This is a genomic window from Pseudomonas sp. DD1 (genome assembly GCF_044510355.1).
Classification (GTDB): domain Bacteria; phylum Pseudomonadota; class Gammaproteobacteria; order Pseudomonadales; family Pseudomonadaceae; genus Aquipseudomonas; species Aquipseudomonas shahriarae.
The window spans coordinates 108,004-131,803 of record NZ_MSAJ01000039.1 but is presented as its reverse complement, the minus strand read 5'-3'; the positions used below and the strand labels follow the sequence as shown (position 1 = coordinate 131,803).

General features: G+C 61.5%; 21 protein-coding genes and 1 pseudogene. 10 read left to right on the top strand and 12 right to left on the bottom strand.

The genetic code is table 11. The annotated features are described in order from the left end of the window. Positions 1-22: 22 nt before the first annotated feature. The 3 genes from PSFL_RS26420 to PSFL_RS26410 form a co-directional block, all read right to left on the bottom strand. Positions 23-2,056 (bottom strand): c-type cytochrome, encoded by a 2,034-nt coding sequence (locus PSFL_RS26420; protein ID WP_120731713.1) that lies wholly within the window; start codon positions 2,054-2,056, stop codon positions 23-25. Positions 2,057-2,220: 164 nt separating this feature from the next. Beyond that, positions 2,221-3,828, bottom strand: coding sequence for a 5-guanidino-2-oxopentanoate decarboxylase (locus PSFL_RS26415; RefSeq protein ID WP_397470650.1), 1,608 nt, complete (start codon positions 3,826-3,828; stop codon positions 2,221-2,223). 118 nt (positions 3,829-3,946) lie between these two features. Then, positions 3,947-4,831, bottom strand: a complete 885-nt coding sequence (locus tag PSFL_RS26410; protein ID WP_057960590.1) for a LysR substrate-binding domain-containing protein — start codon at positions 4,829-4,831, stop codon at positions 3,947-3,949. Between the two features lie 234 nt (positions 4,832-5,065). Here PSFL_RS26410 and PSFL_RS26405 point away from each other — a divergent pair, with 234 nt between their 5' ends. The 8 genes from PSFL_RS26405 to PSFL_RS26370 all read left to right on the top strand — a co-directional run bounded on the left by PSFL_RS26405 (position 5,066) and on the right by PSFL_RS26370 (position 12,902). After that, positions 5,066-5,848, top strand: coding sequence for an ABC transporter ATP-binding protein (locus PSFL_RS26405; RefSeq protein ID WP_038446245.1), 783 nt, complete (start codon positions 5,066-5,068; stop codon positions 5,846-5,848). Positions 5,849-5,895: 47 nt separating this feature from the next. Continuing rightward, entirely contained in the window at positions 5,896-6,669 is a 774-nt protein-coding gene (locus PSFL_RS26400) for a transporter substrate-binding domain-containing protein (RefSeq protein ID WP_120731709.1), read from the top strand. Between the two features lie 18 nt (positions 6,670-6,687). Then, positions 6,688-7,401, top strand: coding sequence for an ABC transporter permease (locus PSFL_RS26395; protein WP_057437878.1), 714 nt, complete (start codon positions 6,688-6,690; stop codon positions 7,399-7,401). A gap of 12 nt (positions 7,402-7,413) precedes the next feature. After that, the gene (locus tag PSFL_RS26390; RefSeq protein ID WP_057437876.1) at positions 7,414-8,103 is read left to right on the top strand and encodes an ABC transporter permease; all 690 of its coding nucleotides are present in this window, start codon (positions 7,414-7,416) and stop codon (positions 8,101-8,103) included. Positions 8,104-8,124: 21 nt separating this feature from the next. Beyond that, the gene (locus PSFL_RS26385; RefSeq protein WP_397470649.1) at positions 8,125-9,306 is read left to right on the top strand and encodes a pyridoxal phosphate-dependent aminotransferase; all 1,182 of its coding nucleotides are present in this window, start codon (positions 8,125-8,127) and stop codon (positions 9,304-9,306) included. A 132-nt stretch (positions 9,307-9,438) separates the two neighbouring features. Continuing rightward, positions 9,439-11,175, top strand: coding sequence for an amidohydrolase (locus tag PSFL_RS26380; protein WP_273880115.1), 1,737 nt, complete (start codon positions 9,439-9,441; stop codon positions 11,173-11,175). Further along, entirely contained in the window at positions 11,172-12,089 is a 918-nt protein-coding gene (locus PSFL_RS26375; RefSeq protein ID WP_057960594.1) for a GTP-binding protein, read from the top strand. The genes PSFL_RS26380 and PSFL_RS26375 overlap by 4 nt, the downstream gene beginning before the upstream one ends. Positions 12,090-12,197: 108 nt before the next feature. Next, entirely contained in the window at positions 12,198-12,902 is a 705-nt protein-coding gene (locus PSFL_RS26370) for a hypothetical protein (protein ID WP_128593920.1), read from the top strand. Positions 12,903-13,539: 637 nt separating this feature from the next. On the opposite strand, the gene cyoE is transcribed toward PSFL_RS26370, so the two are convergent. From cyoE to cyoA, 5 genes are read right to left on the bottom strand one after another with little or no spacing between them, the layout of a single operon-like run. Next, complete coding sequence (gene cyoE / locus PSFL_RS26365; protein ID WP_029300217.1) at positions 13,540-14,427, bottom strand: heme o synthase; 888 nt, start codon at positions 14,425-14,427, stop codon at positions 13,540-13,542. Between the two features lie 11 nt (positions 14,428-14,438). Further along, complete coding sequence (cyoD, locus tag PSFL_RS26360; RefSeq protein WP_029300215.1) at positions 14,439-14,774, bottom strand: cytochrome o ubiquinol oxidase subunit IV; 336 nt, start codon at positions 14,772-14,774, stop codon at positions 14,439-14,441. Then, positions 14,774-15,400, bottom strand: coding sequence for a cytochrome o ubiquinol oxidase subunit III (gene cyoC / locus PSFL_RS26355; protein ID WP_038446230.1), 627 nt, complete (start codon positions 15,398-15,400; stop codon positions 14,774-14,776). The genes cyoD and cyoC overlap by 1 nt, the downstream gene beginning before the upstream one ends. A 3-nt stretch (positions 15,401-15,403) precedes the next feature. Continuing rightward, positions 15,404-17,422: a cytochrome o ubiquinol oxidase subunit I gene (cyoB, locus tag PSFL_RS26350; RefSeq protein WP_057444528.1), complete on the bottom strand. Its 2,019-nt coding sequence runs from the start codon at positions 17,420-17,422 to the stop codon at positions 15,404-15,406. 3 nt (positions 17,423-17,425) lie between these two features. Next, positions 17,426-18,364 (bottom strand): ubiquinol oxidase subunit II, encoded by a 939-nt coding sequence (gene cyoA / locus PSFL_RS26345; RefSeq protein ID WP_029300208.1) that lies wholly within the window; start codon positions 18,362-18,364, stop codon positions 17,426-17,428. A gap of 27 nt (positions 18,365-18,391) precedes the next feature. On the opposite strand from cyoA, the pseudogene PSFL_RS26340 reads away from it, so the two are divergent. After that, positions 18,392-18,606 (top strand): annotated as a pseudogene (locus PSFL_RS26340) (hypothetical protein). 77 nt (positions 18,607-18,683) lie between these two features. Here the strand turns inward: PSFL_RS26340 and PSFL_RS26335 are convergent. From PSFL_RS26335 to hmpA, 3 genes are all read right to left on the bottom strand, one after another. Next, on the bottom strand, positions 18,684-19,004 hold the full coding sequence (locus tag PSFL_RS26335) for a hypothetical protein (RefSeq protein ID WP_157717215.1): 321 nt from the start codon (positions 19,002-19,004) through the stop codon (positions 18,684-18,686). A gap of 155 nt (positions 19,005-19,159) precedes the next feature. Further along, positions 19,160-19,666, bottom strand: coding sequence for a disulfide bond formation protein B (locus PSFL_RS26330; protein WP_057958354.1), 507 nt, complete (start codon positions 19,664-19,666; stop codon positions 19,160-19,162). A 240-nt stretch (positions 19,667-19,906) separates the two neighbouring features. Beyond that, a complete protein-coding gene (hmpA, locus tag PSFL_RS26325; protein WP_115127459.1) occupies positions 19,907-21,088 on the bottom strand; it encodes an NO-inducible flavohemoprotein in 1,182 nt (393 codons plus the stop codon). A gap of 156 nt (positions 21,089-21,244) precedes the next feature. On the opposite strand from hmpA, the gene norR reads away from it, so the two are divergent. After that, complete coding sequence (norR, locus tag PSFL_RS26320; protein ID WP_198792272.1) at positions 21,245-22,786, top strand: nitric oxide reductase transcriptional regulator NorR; 1,542 nt, start codon at positions 21,245-21,247, stop codon at positions 22,784-22,786. Positions 22,787-22,843: 57 nt separating this feature from the next. On the opposite strand, the gene PSFL_RS26315 is transcribed toward norR, so the two are convergent. Beyond that, entirely contained in the window at positions 22,844-23,755 is a 912-nt protein-coding gene (locus tag PSFL_RS26315) for a DMT family transporter (RefSeq protein WP_057437865.1), read from the bottom strand. Positions 23,756-23,800 lie beyond the last annotated feature (45 nt).

The window sequence follows — 23,800 nt, the reverse complement described above, 5'->3', positions numbered from 1 at the left end:
GTCGGCCCCTACAGGGTTGAGATCAGTAACGCGCGTCCACCGGCTTACCGCCGTTCGGCCAGTCCTTCACCTTGTCCGGGAAGTCCGGGCGTGGTTTTTGCGAGAAGTAGGCGGCAACGTCTACCGCTTCCTGGTCCGACAAGCCGCCCTGGCCCAACGGGAATTTCTCGTGGAAGCCGATCGGCATATTGCGTTTGACGAACGCGGCCGCCGTGTAGGTGCGGGCCATGCCAGCGCCGATGTTGAAGGACTGGTCGCCCCACAACGGTGGGTACACCAGGCTGCCGTCGGCACGGGCCAGGCCCTCGCCGTCGCTGCCGTGGCACACCGCGCATTGCTTGGCGTAGACCTGCTCGCCATTGGCCAGGTCAGGCTTGATGGCCGGGTCGATCTTGCCGACACCACGGCCAGGGACTTTATCCTCGGGCTTGGTGTTGTTTTTCATCCAGTCGAAGTACGCCACCATCGCCTGCATATCCGCCGATTGAGGCGGTATTGGCTTGCCGTTCATCGAGCGGCGGAAGCAGCCGTTGATGCGCTCCTCCAGGCTCACCACCTTGCCGGCACGTGGGGCGTAGCTGGGGAAGAAGGCCGATACGCCCACAAACGGCGAGCCATCCGCCACGGTGCCAGCGTTGAGATGGCAACTGGTGCAGTTCAGCGCGTTGCCGACATTGTCTGGCAGCAGTTCCTTGGTTTGCAGGTGCAGGCGCATGCCGCGGACCACTTGATCGGCATTGGATGCTGCCAGCAGGTTGGCCAGGCGCGGCGTCTCGAACGCCGAGGAGTCGGTGCTCACCGGGTTGAGTTGGTCACGCATTTTCTTCACCTGGGCGGTGCTGATCGGCGTGCCTTCGTTGCCCCAGCGTGTGCGCACAAAGGTGAGGATTTCCGCCACTTCGTTGTTCGCAAGCCTGGCAAAGCCCGGCATGGTGTAGACCCGTGGATGGGCGGCGGTCTCGGCGGTTTCCCAACCGGTCAGGGTGATGTGCAGCAACGAGGTCGGGTTGCTGGCAACCACGCCGGTGTTGCCGGCCAATGCCGGGAACAGGCCCTTCACACCCGCGCCATCGCTGCGGTGGCAATCGCTGCAGAACTGCATATAGCCCAGGCCGCCACGGCTGGTGAACAAGTCCTTGGGCAGTTCGGCCGGGCCTTTGGCGACGGCCGGCATCGGCAGATCATCCTTGCCCGGTGGCAGGGATTTGAGATAGGTCGCAATGGCCGTCAGGTCAGCATCCGTGAAGTGCTGGGTGCTGTGCCGGATCACGTCCACCATGTTGCCCGATACCGTGGCAAAGCGGTTCTGCCCAGTTTTGAGCAGTTGCACGGTGTCTTGCACCGTCCACAGGTTGCGCAGGCTCAAGGCGCGCCAATGCTCGACGGTTTCCCCGCCCAGGTAATGCTCGCCGCTGCTGCCGGCGTCGCTCATGGCTTTTTCCTGGAAGGCGATACCGCGCGGGGTGTGGCACGAGCCACAGTGGCCGAGGCCCTGGACCAGATAGGCGCCCCGGTTGAGCACGGCATCCCGGGCCGGGTCGGGCTGGAACGGTTGCTTGTCGAGGAACATGAAATTCCACAACGCCAGGCCCCAGCGCTGGTTGAACGGGAAGCCCATGTCGGCTTCGAGGTTGGCCTGTTTCACCGGCTCGACGGCGTGCATCAGGTAGGCGAACAAGGCACGCATGTCCTCTTCGCTCATCTTCGCGTAGGACGGATACGGCATCGCCGGGTACAGGTTCATACCCGCCGGCGTCACGCCTTCACGCATCACACGGTCGAACTGTTCGAAGGTATAGGCACCAATCCCGGTCTCGCGGTCCGGGGTGATGTTGCTGGAGTAGATGATGCCCATGGGCGTGCTCAGCTCCAGGCCACCCGCCATCTCGGGGCCTTGCTTGGCGGTGTGGCAGGCGATGCAGTCACCCAGTTGGGCAACGTATTTGCCCTGGGCAATCAGTTCGGTATCGGGTTTGGCGGGTTCGTTGGCGTGCAGGGGAAGCGCAAGACACAGCGTCGCCCCCATCCAGGCCAAACGTGACAGAGAAAGGGCCATCGCATTATTCCTTTAATAACCTGGCCTGGGGGTTGGCCCCTGGGTACAGGTTTGTCTGCGTTTTTATGAGGTCATCAGGCGGACAACCGGGGCTTTGTAAGCCCCGGTTTGTTGTAGCGGATTTTCGAGGGGAGCCCGTTGATATGGATCAGGCCGAGGGCGGTTCAGGCGTTTTGCAGGTAGTGCGCGGCGTCGAGCTCGATCATCACCGGTTGACGGCTGTCGACCAGGGTTTGCAACAACCCGTGCAAGGCCTGTGGCGTGTCGGCCGTGTGATAGGCGACGTGGCAGCTGCGGGCCATCGCGGCAAAGTCCGGGGTCAGGATATCCACCCCCAGCGGCGCGATTTCCCGGGCCTGCATATAGTCCCGGATCTCGCCGTAGCACTGGTTATTCCACACCACCAGGATCACACCGATGCCGGCCTCACGGGCCGCGATCAGTTCGTTGCTGGCAAACTGCAGGCCGCCATCGCCGACCAGTGCCACCACTGGCCGTTCAGGCTTGGCCAGCTTGGCACCAATGGCCGCTGGCAATCCGTAGCCGAGGGTGCCGTAGCCGGTGCCGGCGTTGAACCAACTGTTAGCCGCCGGCGCTTGGTAGCCCACCGCGCCCTGGTACACCGGCTGGGTCGAGTCGCCGACGATCAGCGGGTCGACCAGGCTGTCGCGCAACAGGTCCAGCAAGCTTTGCAGCCCCTGTTGCTTGGCGTTCCAGCTCTCGCGTTCCAGACGGTTGACGCGCTGCACGCTGTCCTGTGCCCAACGCCCGCTCGGCGCTGGCGGGCTGACCGCAGCCAGCAACGCCTGCAAGCCTTCGCGAGCATCGCCCACCAGCCCGACATGGGCGCGTTGCACGCCCATGACTTGCATCGGGTCGATATCCAGGCGGATCAGCGGTGCCTTGAATTTCAGTGGGCCAAGGCCGAAGAAGTCGTAGTCGGTTTCTCCCAATTCAGTGCCCACGGCGAGGATCACATCGGCCTCGTCAAACAACGAGCGGCCATGCCTGGACGACTGCACACCATCCAGCAACAGCGGGTGACCCATGGGCAGCAGGCCACGGGCATTGGTGGTCAGGGCCACCGGCGCTTGCAGGCGTTCGGCCAGTTGCTGCAACACCTCAGCGCAATCACGGGCGCCGCCGCCGGCGAGGATCAGCGGCCGCCGCGCTTCATTGAGCAGGCTCACCGCCGCCCGCAGCGAGGCCGGCGCCGGAGCCGGGGCGCCGGGCAGGCTGCGGGGCATCAGGTTGAGGTCGATGGCCGGCATCTCCAGCACATCCAGGGGGATTTCCAGATGTACCGGGCGCGGGCGCGCGCACTTGAACACCGCGAAGGCGCGGGCCAGCAGTTCCGGCAATTGCTCCGGTGATTGCAGGGTATGGCTGAAGGCACACACACCGGCGACCATCGCCCGCTGGTCCGGCAGCTCGTGCAGATGCCCGTGGCCCAGGCGCAGATGTTCGCGGCGGTTGGTGGTGGAAATCACCAGCATCGGCACCGAGTCGGCATAGGCCTGGCCCATGGCGGTCAGAATATTGGTCATGCCGGGGCCGGTAATGATGAAACACACGCCCGGCTTGCCACTGGCGCGGGCGTAGCCGTCGGCCATAAACCCGGCGCCCTGCTCATGGCGCGGGCTGACATGCCGCAGACGGCTGCCATGCAGACCGCGATAGAGCTCGACGGTGTGCACACCGGGGATGCCGAACACGGTATCTACCCCATAACCTTCCAGCAGGCGAACCAGGGACTGGGCACAGGTGGTCATTGCTCATTTCCTTCTTATTGTTCTGTGTCGATTGGTCAGACCTTAGGGGGCGCTCCGAGGGCGGACAAGCAAAAAATTTGCCGGCCATTGGCAAAAAAAATTCACGGATTGCCGCGCACTACAGCCCGCCACCCAGCTGCGACTTCACCCACTCGCCAAACGCCTGCACCACCGGGCGCTCGACTTTCTGGTGATCAGCCACCAGGTAATAACCACGGTTGGATTCGATCTCGGTCTCGAACGGCCGCACCAGCAAGCCCCGGGCCAGGGCCTCGCCGCTGATCAGGTTGTCGCCCATGGCGATGCCCTGGCCGGCGATGCACGCCGACTGCACAAAGTGCGCATCGGCAAACACGATGCCGCGCTGCACATCCACATTCGGCGCCCCGGCGGCGGCCAGCCATACGCGCCAGTCGGAGTAGTCGATCATATGCAGCAGCGGTGCGCCGGCCAGGTGTTCCGGGTTCTTCAGGCCGCCCATGGTGTTGACCAGGCGCGGGCTGCACACCGGGAAATAACGCAGCGAGACGATCTTCTGCACATGCTGGTTAGGCCAGTCGCCCATGCCGTAGGCGATAAACAGGTCGGCGCCGTGGTCGCTGGTGTCGTCCGGGGTGCGCGGTGATATCAGGTGCAGTTCGACCTGTGGATAAAGTGCCTGGAAGTCGGCGATATGGGTGCACAGCCAATAGGTGGCAAACCCCGCCGGGCTGCTGATACACAGGCGCCCGCTGACCTGCTGGCCATCGAAACGCTGCCCGGCTTCAAGGATATTGGCCAGCAGCCCGTGGATATCCCGAGCATAGCGCTCGCCCTGCCAGGTGATGCGGATGTTGCGCCCGGTGCGCTCGGTCAGGGCAAACCCCAGGGTCTGTTCCAGGCTTTTGATCTGGTGGCTGATGGCGCTGGGGGTGAGGTTCAGCTCGGCGGCTGCCTCGGACACGCTGCCCAGCCGGGCCACCGCGTCCAGCGCCCGCAAAGCGGTCATGGAGGGGTAACGCATGGATGTTCACCTGCTCGAAGATACCCGCACCATAGCCGGAATCAGCCGTCAGACATAGCCACCAGCGAGCGGGACAGTTGAATTAAATTTCAATATCGAGCGAAAAATGCTCGATTGACCTCATGTGGCCAGTGGCTATTCTCGATCCTCATCACTGCATGCCTGTGCAGCTTTGCGCAGGAGCCGGCTCCTGCAGAAAACTGCCTCATCTACAAAAATAAAGAGGGATAACCCTTGAACCCAGTCACCCCGGTGGTCGCCATTGATGCTCTGCACAAGAGCTATGCCGCGCACCATGTTCTCAAAGGCATTTCCCTGCGCGCCAACGAAGGCGATGTGGTGTCGCTGATCGGCTCCAGCGGTTCGGGCAAAAGCACCCTGCTGCGTTGCATCAACCTGCTGGAGATCCCGTGCAGCGGCAGCCTGCGCATCAATGGCGAAGAAGTGCGCCTGAAAAAGGACCGCGCCGGCAACCCGCTGATCGCCGATCCCGACCAGGTGGCACGCCTGCGCACGCAACTGGGCATGGTGTTCCAGAGCTTCAACCTGTGGCCCCACCGCACCGTGCTGGAAAATGTCATCGAAGCACCGGTGTATGTGCTGGGTGAAGACCGCAAGGACGCCATCGCCCACGCCGAGCACCTGCTGGAAAAAGTCGGCCTGGCGAGCAAGCGCGATACCTTCCCGGCCTTCCTCTCCGGTGGTCAGCAACAGCGCGTGGCCATCGCCCGCGCCCTGGCCATGCGCCCGCGTGTATTGCTGATGGATGAACCCACCTCGGCCCTCGACCCGGAGTTGGTCGGCGAAGTGCTGAAGGTGATCCAGGGCATCGCCGAAGAAGGCCGCACCATGATCCTCGTCACCCACGAAATGGCGTTTGCCCGGGATGTATCGAGCAAGGTCATGTTTTTGCACCAGGGATTGGTTGAAGAAGAAGGCACGCCCCAGCAAGTCTTCCAGAACCCCACCAGCGAGCGTTGCCGCCAGTTCGTCATGGCCCAGGACAATCGCGTTTGAACTGCCGCTTCCATCCTTCAAAACAATAACTTCGAAAGGGTCAAGCCATGCATAACTCTCTGAAATCCCTCGCCGCCGGCTGCGTGCTCGCCGTGCTTTCCCACAGTGCAGTGGCCGCCGAAAAAATAGTGTTCGGCATCGCCCTGGAACCCTACCCGCCGTTCTCCGAAAAAGCCGGCAATGGCGCCTGGAGCGGTTTCGAACCGGACCTGATCAAGGCCCTGTGCGAACGCCTGCAAGCCCAATGCCCGCTCAAGGAAGTGTCCTGGGACGGTTTGATCCCGGCGCTGCAATCGAGCCAGATCGACGTGATCCTCAACTCCCTGAGCATCACCGAAGAGCGCGAAAAGGTCATCGCCTTTACCGCCCCCTACTACCAGACCCCGGCCATGTGGGTCGCCGACAAAAGCCTGGATCTGGTCACCACCCCCGAAGGTCTCAAGGGCAAGTTGATTGGTGTGCAGGGCTCGACCTCCAACGCCACCTACCTCAAGGCCTACTACGCCAAGGGCTCGACCCTGCGCTACTACAACACCCAGGACGACATGACCGCCGACCTGCAAAGCGGGCGTATCGACGTGATGCTGGCCGACGCGCTGACCATCGAGCCGATGCTCAAGTCCAATGCCGGCAGTGGCCTGGCTGACAAGGGCCTGGCGCCCAAAGACCCGTTGTTCGGTTCCGGTATCGGTGCCGCCGTGCGCAAGGGTGACGACAGCCTGCGCGAGCAGCTCAACACCGCGTTGGCGGCGATCAAGGCCGACGGCACCTACGACAAAATTCGCAGCCGCTATTTCAGCGTCGATATTTCCGCGCAATAACGTCCAACGGAACGCGCCATGATTTCTTTGTCCGAACTCACCCAGTTGTTCGTCGCCGACGGCTGGCTCAACGCGCTGCTCCAGGGCGCGGTGGTGACCTTGCAGATTTCCGCCGGGGCCTTTGTGCTGGGCCTGGGCATCGGTTTGCTGGTGGCCATGATCAAGCTCAAGGGCCCACGCTGGATGGTGCGCCTGGCCAATCTGTACACCACGCTGTACCGCGCGGTGCCGGAGCTGCTGCTGATTTTGCTGCTGTATTACGCCGGCACCGACCTGCTGAATATGGCGATGGCCGCCATGGGCCGCGACAGCGTGACGGTCAACGGTTTTATCGCCGCCGTGCTGGTGCTGGGCATCGTTCAGGGCGCGTACTCCGCGGAGATCATTCGCGGCGCGATCCAGGCCATTCCCGTCGGCCAGCTGGAAGCGGCGCGGGCCTTTGGCATCGAGCGCTGGCTGCTGGTGCGCCGGGTGTTGCTGCCGAGCATGTTGCCGTTTGCCATGGCCGGCCTGTCGAACCTGTGGCTGGTGCTGGTCAAGGACAGCGCGCTGATCAGCATCGTCGGCTACAGCGAGTTGCTCTCGGTGGGCAAACAGGCGGCCGGCTCCACCAAGCATTACCTGGTGTTCTACCTGGCGGTGGCGGCGGTGTATTTCATCATCACCCTGATTTCCAACGGCGCCTTCCGGGTGTTCGAGCGACGGATCAACCGCTGGATGCCGCAGCACTAAGGAGCGCAGCCGATGGACTTTTCATGGATAAACAGTTTTGGCAACGAGCTGCTGCACGGCCTGGGTATCACCCTGAAGTTGCTGGCCTTGTCCGGGGTGTTTGGCTTTTTGCTGGCGGTGCTGGTGGCCTTGGGGCGCTTGTCGTCCAACCCGCTGATCAGTGGGCCGTTGCGCGCCTATACCGCGGTGTTCCGAGGCACGCCGCTGCTGGTGCAGATCTACATCCTGTATTACGGCGTGGGCAGCGTGTTTGCCAGCTACCCGCTGATTCGCGGCAGCTTCCTCTGGCCGTATTTGCGGGAAGGCTTCTGGTACGTGGCCCTGGCCCTGATTCTGTGTGTCGGCGCGTATGTCGGCGAAGTGCTGCGCGGCGCCCTGCGTGCGGTGCCACGGGGCGAGCTGGAAGCGGCGCGGGCGTTTGGCATGAAGCGCCTGATGGTGCTGCGCCGGGTCTGGTTGCCACGGGCCCTGGAGCTGGTGAAGCCGACCCTGGTGGGCGAGACCGTGTTGCTGCTCAAGGCGACCGCCCTGGCCTCCACCGTGGCCGTCACCGACCTGCTCGGCGCCGCCAACCTGGTGCGGGCGCAGACGCTGCGGGTGTATGAGCCACTGTTGGCCGTGGCGGTGATCTACATTGTCCTGGCGTTCGTGATCGAACACGTCTTCTCGCGCTGGGGCAAAGTCCCGCAGCGCCAGGCTTGAATCAATTTTAGGAGAACAAGGATGCGTTATTCACCGTTTGTCGAGCGCATTAGTGGCGAGTCCGTCAGCGCCTGGGATATTCACTACGCGGCCGTCGAAGCCCGTGGCCGTGGCGAAGATGTGATTGTGTTGAGCGTCGGCGATCCCGACTTCGCCACCACCAGTGCCATTTGCGAAACCGCCGTCGACGCCCTGCGCGCCGGCGACACTCACTACACCCATGTCCTCGGCCGACCGGCCCTGCGCGAGGCGATTGCGGCCAAGCAAAGCCGTCTGCAAGGCATCGCCGTACACGCCGATAACGTGGCCCTGGTGGCGGGTGCGCAAAACGGCCTGTTCGCCACCTCGCTGTGCCTGTTCAGCCATGGCGACGAAGTGCTGGTGCCGGAGCCGATGTACCTGACCTATGAGGCGTGCATCCACGCTTCCGGGGCGCGCATCGCGACCATCGAGCAACCGGCAGCCAACGGCTTTCGCCTGACCCGCGCGGCCCTGGAAAAAGCCATTACCGCCAAGACCCGGGGCATTGCCCTGGCCACGCCGTGCAACCCCACCGGGAACGTCTACAGCCGTGAAGAGCTGGAGTGGGTGGCCGAAGTCGCCCGTGAGCACGACCTGTGGGTAATTTCCGATGAGGTCTACGGCCAGATCACTTACGACCAGCCGCACCTGAGCATTGCCTCGCTGCCAGGCATGGCCGAGCGCACCGTGGTGCTCAACAGCCTGTCGAAAACCCACGCCATGACCGGCTGGCGCGTGGGCTGGGTGGTGGCGCCGACCGCGTTGGTCGGCCACCTGGATAACCTGCTGCTGTGCATGCTCTATGGCTTGCCCGGGTTTATCCAGGAAGCGGCGATCAAGGCCCTGGAGCTGGATGATGAGGTGGTGAGCGACGCGCGCACGGTGTATCGCCGCCGGCGCGACCTGGTGGTGGCCGGCCTGGGTGGCATCGCCGACCTTGATTGCCGGGTGCCACAGGCCGGCATGTTCATGCTGGTGGACGTGCGCCGCACCGGGCTGTCGAGCACGGACTTTGCCTGGCAGCTGTTCCGCGCCACCGGGGTGTCGGTGCTCGATGCCCAGGCGTTTGGCGCCAGTGCCGAAGGCTTTGTGCGCATCTCCTTTACCGTCGCCGACGACACCCTCAAAGACGCTTGCCAGCGGATTGCCGGGTTTGTCGAGGGCCTGCGCGCCAACCGCTGAGCTTTATGTGGGAGCGAGCGTGCTCGCGATGCGGGCAACTCGGCCCCACAGGCACACCGCGGTGATGCCATCGCAGGCAAGCCAGCTCCCACCCTTTGATCGTCGCCGCTTCTGAATATTGAGGTTTCCCCCGTGACCGCTTCCGACCAATTCACTTCCACCCACTCCGTTGTCGGCGAGCACGCTGACCTGGTGCTGCACCACGGCCGCTTCTACACCCTCGACCCGGCCCAACCGTGGGCCGACGCGGTGGCGATTCGCGGGGGACGTTTTATCGCAGTCGGCACATTCGCCGACCTGCAACACCTGATCGGCCCGCAGACCCGCCAGCATGATCTGCTGGGCGCATTCTGCATGCCCGGCCTGCACGATATGCACACCCATCCCGACCTCGCCCTGGCGCCACGCTACAGCGATGACCTGGATGTGGGCATCGAAGACCCCACCCCCGAACAACTGGCGGCGGCGATCCACGCCTACGCCGATGCCCACCCCGGCGATGGCTGGATCTACGGCCAATACTGGGTGCGCTACACCTTCCGCGAAGCCGGGCTGACCCCAGGGCGCGAATGGCTCGACAGCATCATGCCGGACCGCCCGGTGGCGCTGCTGGACCGTATGTGGGGGACCATGATGGTCAACTCCTGCGCCTTGAAACTGGCCGGCATCGACCGCCACACCGCCGACCCGCGCAACGGCTATATGGAGCGCGACGAACTCAGCGGCGAGCCCAACGGCCTGATGATCGACGGTGCCTACGCGCTGATCCACGCGGCCATGCCGCCGACCCCGGTGGCGGTGCTGCGCCGGGCCTATCGCGACGGCGTGCATTTCCAGAGCTCGCGTGGCGTTACCGCGACCAAGTATGTTCACGTCTGCGAGCGGCGCCTGGACGCCCTCAAGGAGCTGGACGATGCGGGCGAATTGAGCCTGCGCGTGGAAGCCGCGATCAGTTGGCAGGACGATATCTTCCCGGTGCGCCGGCGCTGGGAACTGCTCGGCGGCGAGCGTCACTACTATCGCAGCGCGCGGCTGAACGCCAACGCGGTGAAGTTCCATTTCGACGGCACCGTGGAGCCCAAGTCTTCGTACCTGATGACCCCCTGGGCGGCCGACTCCACCTGGCGCGGCAAGCTCAACCTGACCCCGGAACACATCACCGACATGGTGGTGGACATGGACCGCCGTGGCCTGCGGGTGATCGCCCACTGCACCGGCGACGGCGCTTCCGATGTATTCCTTGATGCGGTCGCCGAAGCGCGGCGGGTCAACGGTGACAGCGGCATTCGTCACCAATGCGCCCACAGCACCTTGCTGCATCCGGGCAACCTCAAGCGCTTCAAGGCGCTGAATGTGATCGCCGAATTCTCCCCGGCGGCCTGGTACCCGACGCCGTTTGCCAGCGGCGCCCGCTCCGGTTATGGCGCCGAGCGCCTAAAGCGCATCTACGACTTCAAAGGCGTGCTGGCCGAAGGCGGCCTGGCGGTAATGGGCACCGACTGGCCGGTGGCCTCGATTGACCCGTGGCTGGCCCTGGAAACCATGGTCACCCGGCAGAACCCCTGGAACCAGGAACCGGAGTGCTTCGGCGAGCCGATCACCCTGGAACAGGCACTGCAAGTGGCGACCCTCAACGGCGCCCACGCCATGGGCCTGGAGCACTCCACCGGCAGCCTGGAGGTGGGCAAGTGCGCCGACCTGATCGTGATCGACCGTGACCTGTTCGCCCAGCCGGCGCGCAACTACATCCACCAGACCCAGGTGCTGCTGACCCTGGTCGATGGTCGGCCGGTGTACGACCGCCTCAACACCTTTGAAGGCACGGCGCTGCAAGCCGTGTGGCAAGGCCTGCCGCCGGTGATCGAATGAATAGCGAGAGCATTGCAGTCACGGTAGTTTCGGGCTTTCTCGGCGCAGGCAAGACCACCCTGCTCAACCGCATCGCCCAGCAGCCGCAACATGGGCGCATGGCGGTGATCGTCAATGATTTCGGCGAGCTGAACATCGATGCGGCGATCATCGCCGAAGTCACCGACGCCGTGTTCAGCCTGCAGAACGGCTGCATCTGCTGCACGGTGCAAGAGGACCTGCTGGCGCAGCTGGTGAGCCTGAGCCAACTGCGCCCCCGCCTGGACCGTATCGTCATCGAGTGCAGCGGTGTGTCCGACCCGCAACGCATTGTGCAAACCCTGGGTTATCCACAGCTCAAGGCGCACCTGCATCTGGATACGGTGATCACCCTGGTGGACGCCAGCGGCTATGGCGCCCTGGAAGGTGAGTTCGCACGCTTGTCCCGGGCTCAGGTGGCCTGTGCCGACCTGGTGCTGCTGAACAAAGCCGACCTGGTCAGCGCCGCCGAACTGCAAAGCCTGCGCGCAACTATCGGTGCCCGCACACGCGTGATCAGCACCGTGCAGGCGCAGATCCCCGATGCCCTGCTGCTGGGCGAGCGCACCCCGCGCAACGGCTTCACTCCCGTGCCGACGCCGCACCACGAACTGTTCGAAAGCTGGACCTGGCAAGCCACCCAGGCCCTGCCGGCCAAAGCCCTGCGCGATTGGCTGGGGCAACTGCCCAAGGACTTGTTCCGCCTTAAAGGCCTGGTGCATTTACAGGGCAATGAGCAACCCTTCTGGTTACAACATGTGGGCAACCGCAGCCAGTTCAGCCTGGCCAGCGGCGAGCACGCGCAGGACTCGGCGCAACTGGTGTTTATCGCCCGACGGGATAGCGGGCTGCGGGAAACGCTGGAGGCGCAATTGCAGGAGATGCAGGAACTGTAAGCGCGGATGACGATGAAGGCAGAGTGCCGCCTTGACCTTGCTACCCCGGCCCTTGAAAATGCCCGACGTTTTTCCCGTCTCCCCGCTTACAGAAGTAGTGAAATTTCAATGTCAGATTCCCGTACTGAAGAATCCGTAGTCACTTTGCAGTCCAAAGCTGAATACGAAAACGCCATCAATCTTTCACAGCATGTGCCAGCGGCCAAGAACATCAGTGAAATGGTGCTGGACGCGTTCCACACCTCCAAGGAAAGCGACCAGATCCGCGAATTGCGCGTCGCCATCCGCCAGGCCCACGATGCCTTTGACGATGACCAGGCCTATGACCTGATGGGCCAGCTCAAGCAGCTCAAAGACGCCGAAGCCGCCGACAACGCAGCCCTGGAAGACCTGAGCAGCAAGTTTTCGATCAGCCGAATCCTTTCCAGCTTCAAGGACGACCCCGAGTTCCAGGAACTGGTGTATGGCCTGGCGCTCAAGGTGTTGAACCAGACCCACCAGGCCATCAGCAACCCGAGCGCCGGCAAGGGCAAGGCTGCGCGGGCGAAGAAGGAAGTTGAGGTGTTTGTGATCAGCAAGGACGGGATCAGCGTGACCCTGCCGATGCGCACGCCGCGCTCCAAGCTCAATGTTGACCGCGAGGCGCTGGAGTTTTTGGGCTTTAGTTTTGTGGGTGAAGGGGATGAGGCGGAGCTTGAGAGTGAAAGCTTTGTGGATAACTCCGGTGCCGAGCAGCCTTTGACGCGCAAGAGTATTGTGACGGCGCTGCAACAGCAGACGGCGTTTGATGGGTATAGCATTGCTCAGCAATAGGTCTTGATTGAGTACATATCCGTTTTTTGTAATGGCGGCTATTGGTTCCGCTCTTACAGCGGCTCACTTTTGTAGAGCGCGAAAGTAAGCAAAACACTCTTGCCCCACCACTCGGTGCCTCGCCTAGACTCGGCATGCCCCTCATCCGACATTAATTTGGGGGGGCCACGGTGTATCAGTCGATAAATCTATTGACTGACCTGCCGCCATCGCAGGCAAGCCAGCTCCCACAGGGGAAGGCAGCTTCGCACCCCGGCTTTGCTGTTGCTGTTGCTCTGCTTTTGATCTGGCTTTTGATCTTGATCCTAGGCGCCCCGTTAAACCACGATGGCCGCAGGCAGGTATTGCGCAGTGGGCACCCCGGCATGGATGCCGGGGTAGCCGCGACACGGCCATGGATGGCCGATCGCGGCGGGCCCACGGAGCAATGCCTGACTGCGGGCATGCCGAGCCTAGGCGAGGCACCGAGTGGTGGGGCAAGAGCGCTTTGCTTACTTTGGCGCTCTTCCAAAGTGAGCCGCCGTAAGGGCGGAACCAATAGCCGCCGTGACCGCAGAAATGGATATGTACCCATACCCCCCCCCACAAAAAAGCCCCGCTCTTCTCTCAAAGGCGGGGCTTTTCATGACATCCCAACTCAGTGGGCGTAAGTCAGCAACAACTCTTTCGGCACCTGGAAATCCAGGGACATCATCACGCTCAAAGCCGTAATGGTGAAGATCGAGAAGACAAACAACTTACGCGCCCAGACAGTGTCATCCACCGCCTTGTAGCCGGTCCAGGCCATGTACAACCAGTACATACCCATGGCCGCGGCGACGGCGAGGTAGCTCATGCCGGCATACCCACTGAAGGTCAACATCAAGGTCGCCACAAGGAAGGCCAGGATGTACAGCAGGATGTGTTTCTTCGCCACCTGGATGCCACGCTTGACCGGCAATACCGGAATCGAAGCCGCCAGGTAGTCGTTGAAACGGAAGATCGCAATGGCGTAGGAGTGCGGCATCTGCCACAGGCTGAACATCACCAGCAGCACCAGCGCAGCCATGTCGAAGCTATTGGTCACAGCCACATAACCAATCACCGGCGGCATCGCCCCCGACAGGCTGCCCACCAGCGTGCCGTGAACCGACTTGCGCTTGAGGTACAGGCTGTAGAGGCCGACGTAGATGACAAAACCGATCACGGCAAACAACGCCGCCAGCGGATTGGCCACCGTGTACAGCAATGCCACGCCGGCAACACCGAGGACGGTCGCGAAGATCAGTGCCAGTTTCAGGGAGATAAGGCCCTGGACCAGCACGCGATTCTTGGTGCGCTCCATCTTGATATCGATGTCACGGTCGATGCAGTTGTTGAACACGCAACCGGACGCCACAACAAGGGAAGTGCCGATCATTGCCGCCAGGAAGATGGCCAGATCGACATGCCCCTTGGAGGCCAGGAAGAAACCGCCTGCCACAGAAAGCACGTTACCGAAAATGATCCCCGGTTTGGTGATTTGGATAAAGTGCTTAAGCGACATCGGGTCTTACCTCACTTCGCCATCATGTAGGTGTGGATGCTGAACATGATCCACAACGACAGGCCAACCAGCAGCAGGATCACAATGGCCGTGAACACAAACGCAATCACGTTGTTGCGCTGGGCCTGGGAGCGATCCAGGTGCAGGAAGTAATACAGGTGGACAACCACCTGGATCACCGCGAACAACAGCACGATGGCCAGTGTCGTGGCCTTCGGCAAGGTTGGGTACATCACCAGGCCGAACGGGATGATCGTCAGGATCACCGACAGGATGAAGCCGATAGCGTAAGACTTTACGCTGCCGTGGCTCGCATCATGGCTGTCATGGGAGTGTGCATTAGCCATTACAGAGTCCCCATCAAGTAGACAACGGTGAAGACGCAGATCCAGACCACGTCCAGGAAGTGCCAGAACAGGCTCAGGCAGCTCAGGCGGGTCTTGTTGGTCGACGTCAGGCCATGCTTGTTGACCTGGTACATCATGATCGCCATCCAGATCAGACCGGCGGTTACGTGCAGACCGTGGGTACCGACCAGGGTGAAGAACGCCGACAGGAAGCCGGAACGGCTAGGGCCGTAGCCTTCGGAGATCAGCAGGTGGAACTCGTTGATCTCCATGGCGATAAAGCCAAGGCCGAGCAGGAAGGTCAGGCCCAGCCACTTGAGCACGCCTGCCTTGTTGCCACGGAAGAACGCCAGCATGGCGAAGCCGTAGGTGATCGAACTGAACAGCAGCAAGGCGGTTTCGCCCAGCACGTAATTCAGTTCGAAGATGTCGTGGCCCGACGGGCCACCCGCTACGTTGTTTACCAGTACCGCGTACACCGCGAAGATCGACGCAAACAGGATGCAGTCGGTCATCAGGTAGAGCCAGAAACCGTATACGGTCATCTCGCCCGAGTCGTGGTGATGGTCATCGTGCCCATGGTCATCGACATGGGCGTGTCCAGCATTGGTCACTAAGTTCGACATGGTTTAAGCCTGTTCCAACGAGGTTTCAACACGGTTGGCCGGAATCTTCTTCTCGGCTACCAGGCGAGCGTGCTGCTCGGCTTCGATGCGCTCGATCACGTCGACCGGCACCATGTAGCCTTGATCATCACGCGCCGCGTGGATCACGAAGTAGATCACGGTGCCAGCCAGGCTAGCGATGGCCAGCCACCAGATGTGCCAGATCATCGCGAAACCGAAGACCGTCAACAGCGCGCCCATCACCACGCCAGTGGCGGTGTTGTTCGGCATGTGGATCGGTTCGTAGCGCACAGGTCGCTGGTACGCAGTACCGTTTTCCTTGGCTTCGGTGAACGGGTCGATGGTCTCGGCCTTCGGCAGTACAGCGAAGTTGTAGAACGGCGGTGGCGACGAGGTCGACCATTCCAGGGTGTGTGCATTCCATGGGTCGCCGGAGTCGCAGGCGTTTTGCTTGCGGTCACGGATACTCACGTACAGCTGGATCAGCTGGCAGGCGATGCCGACAGCGATCATCACCGCACCGAACATGGCGACGTACAGGTACGGCACCCACTCAGGGTTGGTAGTGGCGTTCAGACGACGGGTCATGCCCATGAAGCCCAGTGCATAGAGCGGCATGAACGCGACGAAGAAGCCGGTGATCCAGAACCAGAATGCAGCCTTGCCCCAGCCTTCGTGCAGCTTGAAGCCGAACGCTTTCGGGAAGTAGAAGCTGAAACCAGCGATGTAGCCGAATACCGCACCACCGATGATCACGTTGTGGAAGTGCGCGATCACGAACAGGCTGTTGTGCAGCACGAAGTCAGCACCCGGGATGGCCAGCAGTACGCCGGTCATGCCGCCGATGGCGAACGTCACCATGAAGCCCAGGGTCCACAGAACCTGGCTGGTGAAGCGCAGGCGGCCGTGGTAGATGGTGAACAGCCAGTTGAATAGCTTCACCCCCGTCGGGATCGAAATCAGCATCGTCGCCAGGCCGAAGAAGGCGTTGACGCTGGCCCCCGAACCCATGGTGAAGAAGTGGTGCAGCCAGACCATGAAGCCCAGTACGGAGATCGCGCCCGAGGCGTAGACCATCGAGTGGTGACCGAACAGGCGCTTGCCGGTAAAGGTCGAGATCACTTCGGAGAAGATACCGAACGCTGGCAGGATCAGGATGTACACCTCAGGGTGACCCCATGCCCAGAACAGGTTCACGTACATCATTGGATTGCCACCAAGTTCATTGGTGAAAATGTGGAAATCCATGTAACGGTCAAGCGTCAACAGTGCCAGGGTAGCGGTCAGGATCGGGAACGAAGCCACGATCAGAACGTTGGCCCAGGTGCAGGTCCAGGTGAAGATCGGCATGTCCATCAGCTTCATGCCTGGGGTACGCATTTTCAGCACGGTGGCCAGGAAGTTGACCCCCGTCAGCGTCGTACCTAACCCGGATAGCTGTAGCGCCCAGATGTAGTAATCCATCCCCACGCCCGGACTGTATTGCAGCCCCGACAACGGCGGATAGGCAACCCAACCGGTCTTGGCGAATTCGCCGACGCCCAGGGACAGGTTGATCAGCACCACGCCGGAAACCAGCAGCCAGAAGCTCAGGGAGTTGAGGAACGGGAACGCAACGTCACGCGCACCGATCTGCAGCGGCACTGCCAGGTTCATCAGGCCGGTGAAGAAAGGCATCGCCATGAAGATGATCATGATCACACCGTGGGCGGTGAAGATCTGGTCATAGTGTTCAGGCGGCAGGTAGCCAGGCGAACCCTCGGTGGCCATGGCCAACTGGGTACGCATCATGATGGCGTCGGCAAAACCACGCAGCAGCATGACCATGGCGACGATGATGTACATCACGCCGATTTTCTTGTGGTCGACCGACGTCAGCCACTCGGTCCACAGGTAGGTCCACTTCTTGAAGTAGGTGATTGCCGCAAACAGTGCCAGACCACCCAGCGCGATCATGGCGATGGTCACCATCACGATCGGCTCGTGGAATGGGACCGCTTCCCAACTTAATTTACCAAACATCGTTTACTCCTCTGCCCCGGCAGCTGAATGCGAATTTGCGTCCGTCCCTTCCACAGCAGCCACTTCTTTCTTCTCGTGCTTGACCGGCTTGCCTGGTTTCATCCCTTCATACTTGTCGATGATTTTCTGAAACAGGTCCGGCGTGTACGAGGAGTACAGCTCTACAGGGTTGTTCTGGCTTGGCTTGGCAAGGGCTTCGTATTCAGCTTTTTCAAGCTGTTTTGGTGAGCTCTTGGCTTCTTGTACCCAGGCGTTGAAGTCTTCCTGGGTGGTGGCGATTGCTTTGAATTTCATGCCGGTAAAGCCCGCGCCACTGTAGTTGGCGGAGATACCGTCGAGCTCGGCGTTCTGGTTGGCAATCAGGTGCAGCTTGGTCTGCATGCCCGCCATCGCGTAGATCTGGCCACCCAGGCCCGGGATGAAGAACGAGTTCATCACCGCATCCGAGGTCACTTTGAAGTTGATCGGGGTGTTGGCCGGGAACACGATCTTGTTGACGGTGGCGATCCCTTGCTCGGGATAGATGAACAGCCACTTCCAGTCCAGCGCGACCACTTCGATAGTGATTGGCGGCACGTCGGATTCCAGCGGACGGTAAGGGTCCAGCTCGTGGGTCGACTTATAGGTGATGTAACCCAGGGCGATAATGATCAGTACAGGTACCAGCCACACCGCGATTTCAATCTTGGTGGAGTGCGACCACTTCGGCGCGTAGGTCGCCTTGGTGTTGGATGCGCGGTATTTCCAGGCGAACGCGAAGGTCATCACGATCACCGGCACCACGACCAACAGCATCAGCAAGGTGGCCGTGATGATCAGGTTACGTTGCTCTACGCCGACCTGACCCACAGGGTCGAGCAGCGTCCAGTTGCAGCCTCCCAGCAATAACATGCCGAAAAGCGGCACTATGCCTAGTAATCGGGTGTACCTGTTTTTACTCATCTCACGACCTCTAAAGCAGCTTGCGCAATGCAGTTGGGTTTTGATCGCCAACACTTCACCCTGCCAAGGGTTGGCATTTCTCTTCGATTGAATAAGGGCCTGCCCGGCGCTTCATGCGCTGATCGACACGTCCAGGTCTGGCGGTGAATTCTTATTCGATTTCGTTGGTCAAAGGCCTTGTTACAGACCAATTCCATTTGGTGCGGATAGTTGAAAGGCTGCCGGCACCTGGGGTCGCATGAAGCATTGTTTCCGCCTCTCGACCGCCCTATTTGCTCAGGGTTGAGCAGCACCGGACACTCAGTGCGGGCGATTGTAGTTAGCTGGCGATGTATAAACCATGACCTATAAAGAAATAATTTTTATCGTTTCCAGCAATAATCCTGCGCCATTGTTGCAAAGGTTCGGGATCGTATCGCGTTTGATTCTCAACAAAAACCCCAAAAAAAGCCGTGTTATTGCCCATTCTGTCGCACCCAGAGACCTCTTCCAGGGTCGCAAAACCCCAGGCAAGCCCGCTAAAAACAAGGCATTCGCCCATCACTGGATGTTCTGTAGAGCACGCCGCGCGCGGGGTCGGCCAGGGTGGAAAATGACAGGCAAAAGCGCCCAACCCATGGTCGATTAAGCGCTGTGCCATGGGGTATGAAATGTCCTGCGGCGCCCTCAGTGTGACAACGTGTCGCACGTTGCGCGCAGCCAATCTTGTCCAGCGTCATGACCCCTTCACAAAATGCCCACACACAAAAACGCCCCTGCCTGCATCAGCAGGACAGGGGCGTTTTGTAGGACGATTTAAGCGTTGTGCTTGCGATTACGGTAAATGCCCAGGGGCACCAGGATCACCGTCAACACAAACGCCACCAGCGCCCACTGGGCCAGGGACAAGCCCAGGACCGGCGGGTACGGGGTACTGCAGAACCCATCGACCTGGAAGCCCAGGGGGAAGATCTTCGCCAGGGGCAGGTCATCGACAATCGGCTGCAGTACATCGACGCCACAACTGATGGTCGGATAGAACTGGGTGTACACATGATGCCCGGCGGCAGCGACACCACCGAGGGCGCTGAGCACGACCAGCACTTCAAAGACCGTGACACTGCGCTGGGTGCGCATGGCCGCGCCAATAAAGGCAAAGAGCGCAATCAGCAACAAGGCATAGCGTTGCAAGATGCACAAAGGGCATGGCGCTTCGCCCAGCACTATCTGCATATAAAGCGCGCCACCGATCAGCGCCAGGCAGATGATGCCCAGCAACACCAGGAAGCGCCGCTCACGGCCCAACCGCATTTCGTCAATCATCCCCGTTTCCCTTTGCCTAATGATGGGTATGCCAATGGCCGCAAGTTTACACACAGGTGGTGAAAATTTAGCAGTAGGCGTCGCAATCTTAGGCGCAGGCGGGTTAACGACACATTAATGTGGTGGTCTTTCGGGCCTCTTCGCGAGCAAGCCCGCTCCCACATTTGAATGTATTCACAGATCAAATGTGGGAGCGGGCTTGCTCGCGAAGAGGCCAATACGGTGTTGAAGAGCGGCCGCTTATTCCAGCGCCGCCGCCGGCCCGAAGAACTCATACCGGCTCTGCTTCTCAGGTACACCGAGCGCCTTGAGGTGACGCTTGATCGCGCTCATAAAACCCTTCGGCCCCAGGAAGTAGGCATCCACATCACGCTCTTCGGGCAACCACGCCGCCAGTTGCTCCTGGGTCAGCAAACCGAGCTTGTCCGCCGCCGGGCTGATGCCGTCGTCTTCGGCATAGCAGTAAAAGCGCTGCAGTTGCGGATGGCGCGCAGCCAGGGCATCGACCCAATCGCGGAACGCATGCACGCCGCCATTGCGTGCGCAGTGGATAAAATGCACCGGGCGCTCGGTGGCCAGGGCCGCTTCCAGCATCGGCAAGGTCGGGGTGATGCCCACCCCGCCGCTGATCAGCACCAGGGGTTTGTCGCTGGGCACCAGGGTGAACTCCCCCGATGGCGGGAACAGGTCGATGGTCGCGCCCACGTGCATCTGGTCATGCAGGTAATTGGACACGCGCCCGCCCGCTTCACGCTTGACGCTGATGCGGTACAGGCCCGCATCGGTGCGCGCCGACAATGAATAGTTGCGGCGCACTTCTTCGCCATCGAGGATCAGCTTCAGGCCGATGTACTGGCCGGGCTCGGCGGCGAGGATCGGGCCATTGTCCACCGGGGCAAAGTACAGGGAGACGATTTCACTGCTCTCCTCCACACGCTTGACCAGCAGAAACGCACGCGCCCCGCGCCAGCCGCCAACGGCCTGGGCTTTTTCGTCGTAGATGGCGCTTTCTGCGCCGATCAGGATGTCGGCCAACTGACCATAAGCCGCGCCCCACGCGCTCATCACTTCTGGGGTGGCGATTTCGTCACCCAGCACCTCGGAAATCGCCCGCAGCAGGCAGTTGCCGACAATCGGGTAGTGCTCCGGGAGGATTTGCAGGGCCACGTGCTTGTTGATGATCTTGGCCACCAGGTCGCCCAACTGATCCAGTTGGTCGATATGCCGGGCGTACATCAGCACGCCATTGGCCAGGGCGCGGGGCTGGTCGCCGCTGGCCTGGTGGGCCTGGTTGAACAGCGGGCGCACTTCGGGGTACTCGGAGAGCATCATGCGGTAGAAGTGGGTGATCAGGGCTTCGCCACCGCTTTCGAGCAGCGGCACAGTGGACTTGATGATGGCACGGTCTTGAACGCTAAGCATGGGGAGACTCCTGAGCCTTTAAGGCTTCTGAATGATTACCCTGTAGCAATCAGTATTCATGCCAACTAACAAACCCTTATTTATCAACAACTTAAATTAAACATAGTCAATATGACTTCCTACACCTTATAGTCATTAGGACTACAAGGAGTCATTATGACTGCACACTCCCTGCTCACCACCCTGCTGCCACTGGTGGCTGACCTGTCCCGTGAACTGCCGGAAGGCGAGCGTTACCGACGCCTGCTGCAAGCCATGCGCACCCTGCTGCCCTGTGATGCCGCCGCGCTGTTGCGCCTGGACGGCGAATGGCTGGTACCCCTGGCCGTGGACGGCCTGAGCCCGGACACCCTGGGCCGGCGCTTCAAGATCAGCGAACACCCGCGCTTCGCCGTGCTGCTGAGCAGCCCCGGCCCGACCCGCTTTGACAGCGACAGCGAACTGCCCGACCCCTACGACGGCCTGGTCGATGGCCTGCACGGGCATCTGGAGGTCCACGACTGCATGGGCTGCCCGCTGTTTGTCGACGACCACCCCTGGGGCCTGCTGACCCTGGATGCCCTGGACACCGAGCGGTTTGACCGGGTCGAACTGGACGCCTTGCAGGCCTTCGCCAGCCTCGCCGCCGCCACGGTCAATGTGGCCGAACGCATGGAGCACCTGGCCCTGCGCGCCGAAGACGAACACCAGCGTGCGGAAATCTATCGCCAGGCCAGCGGCCAGCAGCACAAGGAAATGATCGGCCAGAGCAAGACCCACAAGCGCCTGGTGGAAGAAATCAAACTGGTGGGCGGCAGCGACCTGACCGTGTTGATCACCGGTGAAACCGGGGTCGGCAAGGAGCTGGTGGCCCAGGCCATCCACGCTGCCTCGCCCCGCGCGGAGAAGCCGCTGATCAGCCTCAACTGCGCCGCCCTCCCGGAAACCCTGGTGGAAAGCGAGCTGTTCGGCCACGTGCGCGGCGCGTTTACCGGCGCGCTGAACGAGCGTCGGGGCAAGTTTGAATTGGCCAACGGTGGCACCCTGTTCCTCGACGAAGTGGGAGAGTTGTCGCTAACAGTCCAGGCCAAGCTGTTACGCGTCCTGCAAAGCGGGCAGTTGCAGCGGCTGGGTTCGGATAAGGAGCATCAAGTGGACGTGCGCCTGATCGCCGCCACCAACCGCGACCTGGCCGCCGAGGTGCGCAACGGCCGCTACCGCGCCGACTTCTATCACCGCTTGAGCGTGTACCCCCTGCAAGTGCCGGCCCTGCGTGAACGCGGGCGCGATGTGTTGTTGCTGGCGGGATTTTTCCTCGAACAGAACCGTTCACGCATGGGCCTGGGCAGCCTGCGCCTGACCAGCGATGCCCAGGCGGCGTTGTTGACTTATGGTTGGCCCGGGAATGTGCGCGAGCTGGAACACCTGATCGGCCGCAGCGCGTTGAAGGCCCTGGGCAATTGCCGCGAGCGACCGAAGATCCTCAGCCTCAGTGCCAAGGACCTGGACTTGCCCAATGACTCTGCGCCCTTGATAGAAGAGCCTGGCGAAATCCCCGTGGTGACTGGCGATCTGCGCCAGGCCACCGAGCACTACCAAAGGCAAGTGATCAGCGCCTGCCTGGAGCGCCACCAGCACAACTGGGCCAGCGCCGCCCGCGAACTGGGCCTGGACCGCGCCAACCTGGGGCGCATGGCCAAGCGCCTGGGCCTGAAGTAACGCGGATCACACTGTGGGAGCTGGCCTGCCAGCTCCCACATTAGATCTTCTTGCACATTAGGTTTGCTTCGGTTGCAAAAGCGGGCTCACAGGCGCAACCGCCCTGGGCTTACGAAACACCAGCACATTCCCCAGCATCACCAATACCAACCCGGCCAGCGCCGGGGCGCTCCATTGGTAGCCCTCGAACAGCGCCGAAACGTTCAATGCCACCACCGGGAACAGCACCGTGCAATACGCCGCCCGCTCCGGGCCCATGCGGCCGACCAGGGTCAGGTACGCGGTAAAGCCAATCACCGAACCGGGGATCACCAGGTACAGCAGCGAACCGATATAGCGGGTGTTCCACTCCATCTCAAACGGAATGCCCTGGACCACGCAGTACAGCGCCAGCATCGACGCGCCATAGGCCATGCCCCAGGCGTTGGTGGTCAACGGCCTGAGCCCGGCTTTCTGTTGCAGGCTCGACAACATATTGCCTGCCGAGAAACACAGGGTGCCCAGCAGCGCCAGGCCCAGGCCCAACAGTGTTTCGGGGCTGGCGGTATGCCCGACCAGTTCAGGCCAGAACAGCAGCCCCAGCCCCAGCAACCCAAGGCCGCCGCCCAGCAGTACATTGCGCGCAACTTTCTGGCCAAAGAACACCCGCGCATTCAACGCATTCCACAGTGTCGCGGTGGAGAACACCACGGCCACCAGGCCACTGGGGATCCACTGGCTGGCCGTGAGGAAGCACATGAAGTTCACACAAAACAGGCACAAGCCCTGGGCCAGGCAGATCAGGTGACCCCGACGGTTCATCACCTGCAATTTGCGGCTGAGCAACAGCAGCCCAAACAGCACCAGTGCCGCCAGGCCGAAGCGATAGACGATCGAGACCGGAATTTCCACCACGCCCAATTGCCACTTGAGGGCAATCCAGGTGGTGCCCCAGATCAGCACGGTCAGTAAATACAGGGATAGGTTCATGGCGCACTCCGGTGGTTGAGCCACAGTTTCACCCCGCCTTGCTGC

Coding starts and splice junctions, on each gene's coding strand:
- PSFL_RS26395 (WP_057437878.1), top strand. CDS start 6,688: ATGATTTCTTTGTCCGAACTCACCCAGTTGTTCGTCGCCGACGGCTGG.
- cyoA (WP_029300208.1), bottom strand. CDS start 18,364: ATGAGTAAAAACAGGTACACCCGATTACTAGGCATAGTGCCGCTTTTC.
- PSFL_RS26420 (WP_120731713.1), bottom strand. CDS start 2,056: ATGGCCCTTTCTCTGTCACGTTTGGCCTGGATGGGGGCGACGCTGTGT.
- PSFL_RS26390 (WP_057437876.1), top strand. CDS start 7,414: ATGGACTTTTCATGGATAAACAGTTTTGGCAACGAGCTGCTGCACGGC.
- hmpA (WP_115127459.1), bottom strand. CDS start 21,088: ATGCTTAGCGTTCAAGACCGTGCCATCATCAAGTCCACTGTGCCGCTG.
- norR (WP_198792272.1), top strand. CDS start 21,245: ATGACTGCACACTCCCTGCTCACCACCCTGCTGCCACTGGTGGCTGAC.
- PSFL_RS26415 (WP_397470650.1), bottom strand. CDS start 3,828: ATGACCACCTGTGCCCAGTCCCTGGTTCGCCTGCTGGAAGGTTATGGG.
- PSFL_RS26335 (WP_157717215.1), bottom strand. CDS start 19,004: ATGGCACAGCGCTTAATCGACCATGGGTTGGGCGCTTTTGCCTGTCAT.
- PSFL_RS26385 (WP_397470649.1), top strand. CDS start 8,125: ATGCGTTATTCACCGTTTGTCGAGCGCATTAGTGGCGAGTCCGTCAGC.
- PSFL_RS26330 (WP_057958354.1), bottom strand. CDS start 19,666: ATGATTGACGAAATGCGGTTGGGCCGTGAGCGGCGCTTCCTGGTGTTG.
- PSFL_RS26315 (WP_057437865.1), bottom strand. CDS start 23,755: ATGAACCTATCCCTGTATTTACTGACCGTGCTGATCTGGGGCACCACC.
- PSFL_RS26400 (WP_120731709.1), top strand. CDS start 5,896: ATGCATAACTCTCTGAAATCCCTCGCCGCCGGCTGCGTGCTCGCCGTG.
- cyoB (WP_057444528.1), bottom strand. CDS start 17,422: ATGTTTGGTAAATTAAGTTGGGAAGCGGTCCCATTCCACGAGCCGATC.
- cyoC (WP_038446230.1), bottom strand. CDS start 15,400: ATGTCGAACTTAGTGACCAATGCTGGACACGCCCATGTCGATGACCAT.
- PSFL_RS26370 (WP_128593920.1), top strand. CDS start 12,198: ATGTCAGATTCCCGTACTGAAGAATCCGTAGTCACTTTGCAGTCCAAA.
- cyoE (WP_029300217.1), bottom strand. CDS start 14,427: ATGTCGCTTAAGCACTTTATCCAAATCACCAAACCGGGGATCATTTTC.
- PSFL_RS26410 (WP_057960590.1), bottom strand. CDS start 4,831: ATGCGTTACCCCTCCATGACCGCTTTGCGGGCGCTGGACGCGGTGGCC.
- PSFL_RS26375 (WP_057960594.1), top strand. CDS start 11,172: ATGAATAGCGAGAGCATTGCAGTCACGGTAGTTTCGGGCTTTCTCGGC.
- cyoD (WP_029300215.1), bottom strand. CDS start 14,774: ATGGCTAATGCACACTCCCATGACAGCCATGATGCGAGCCACGGCAGC.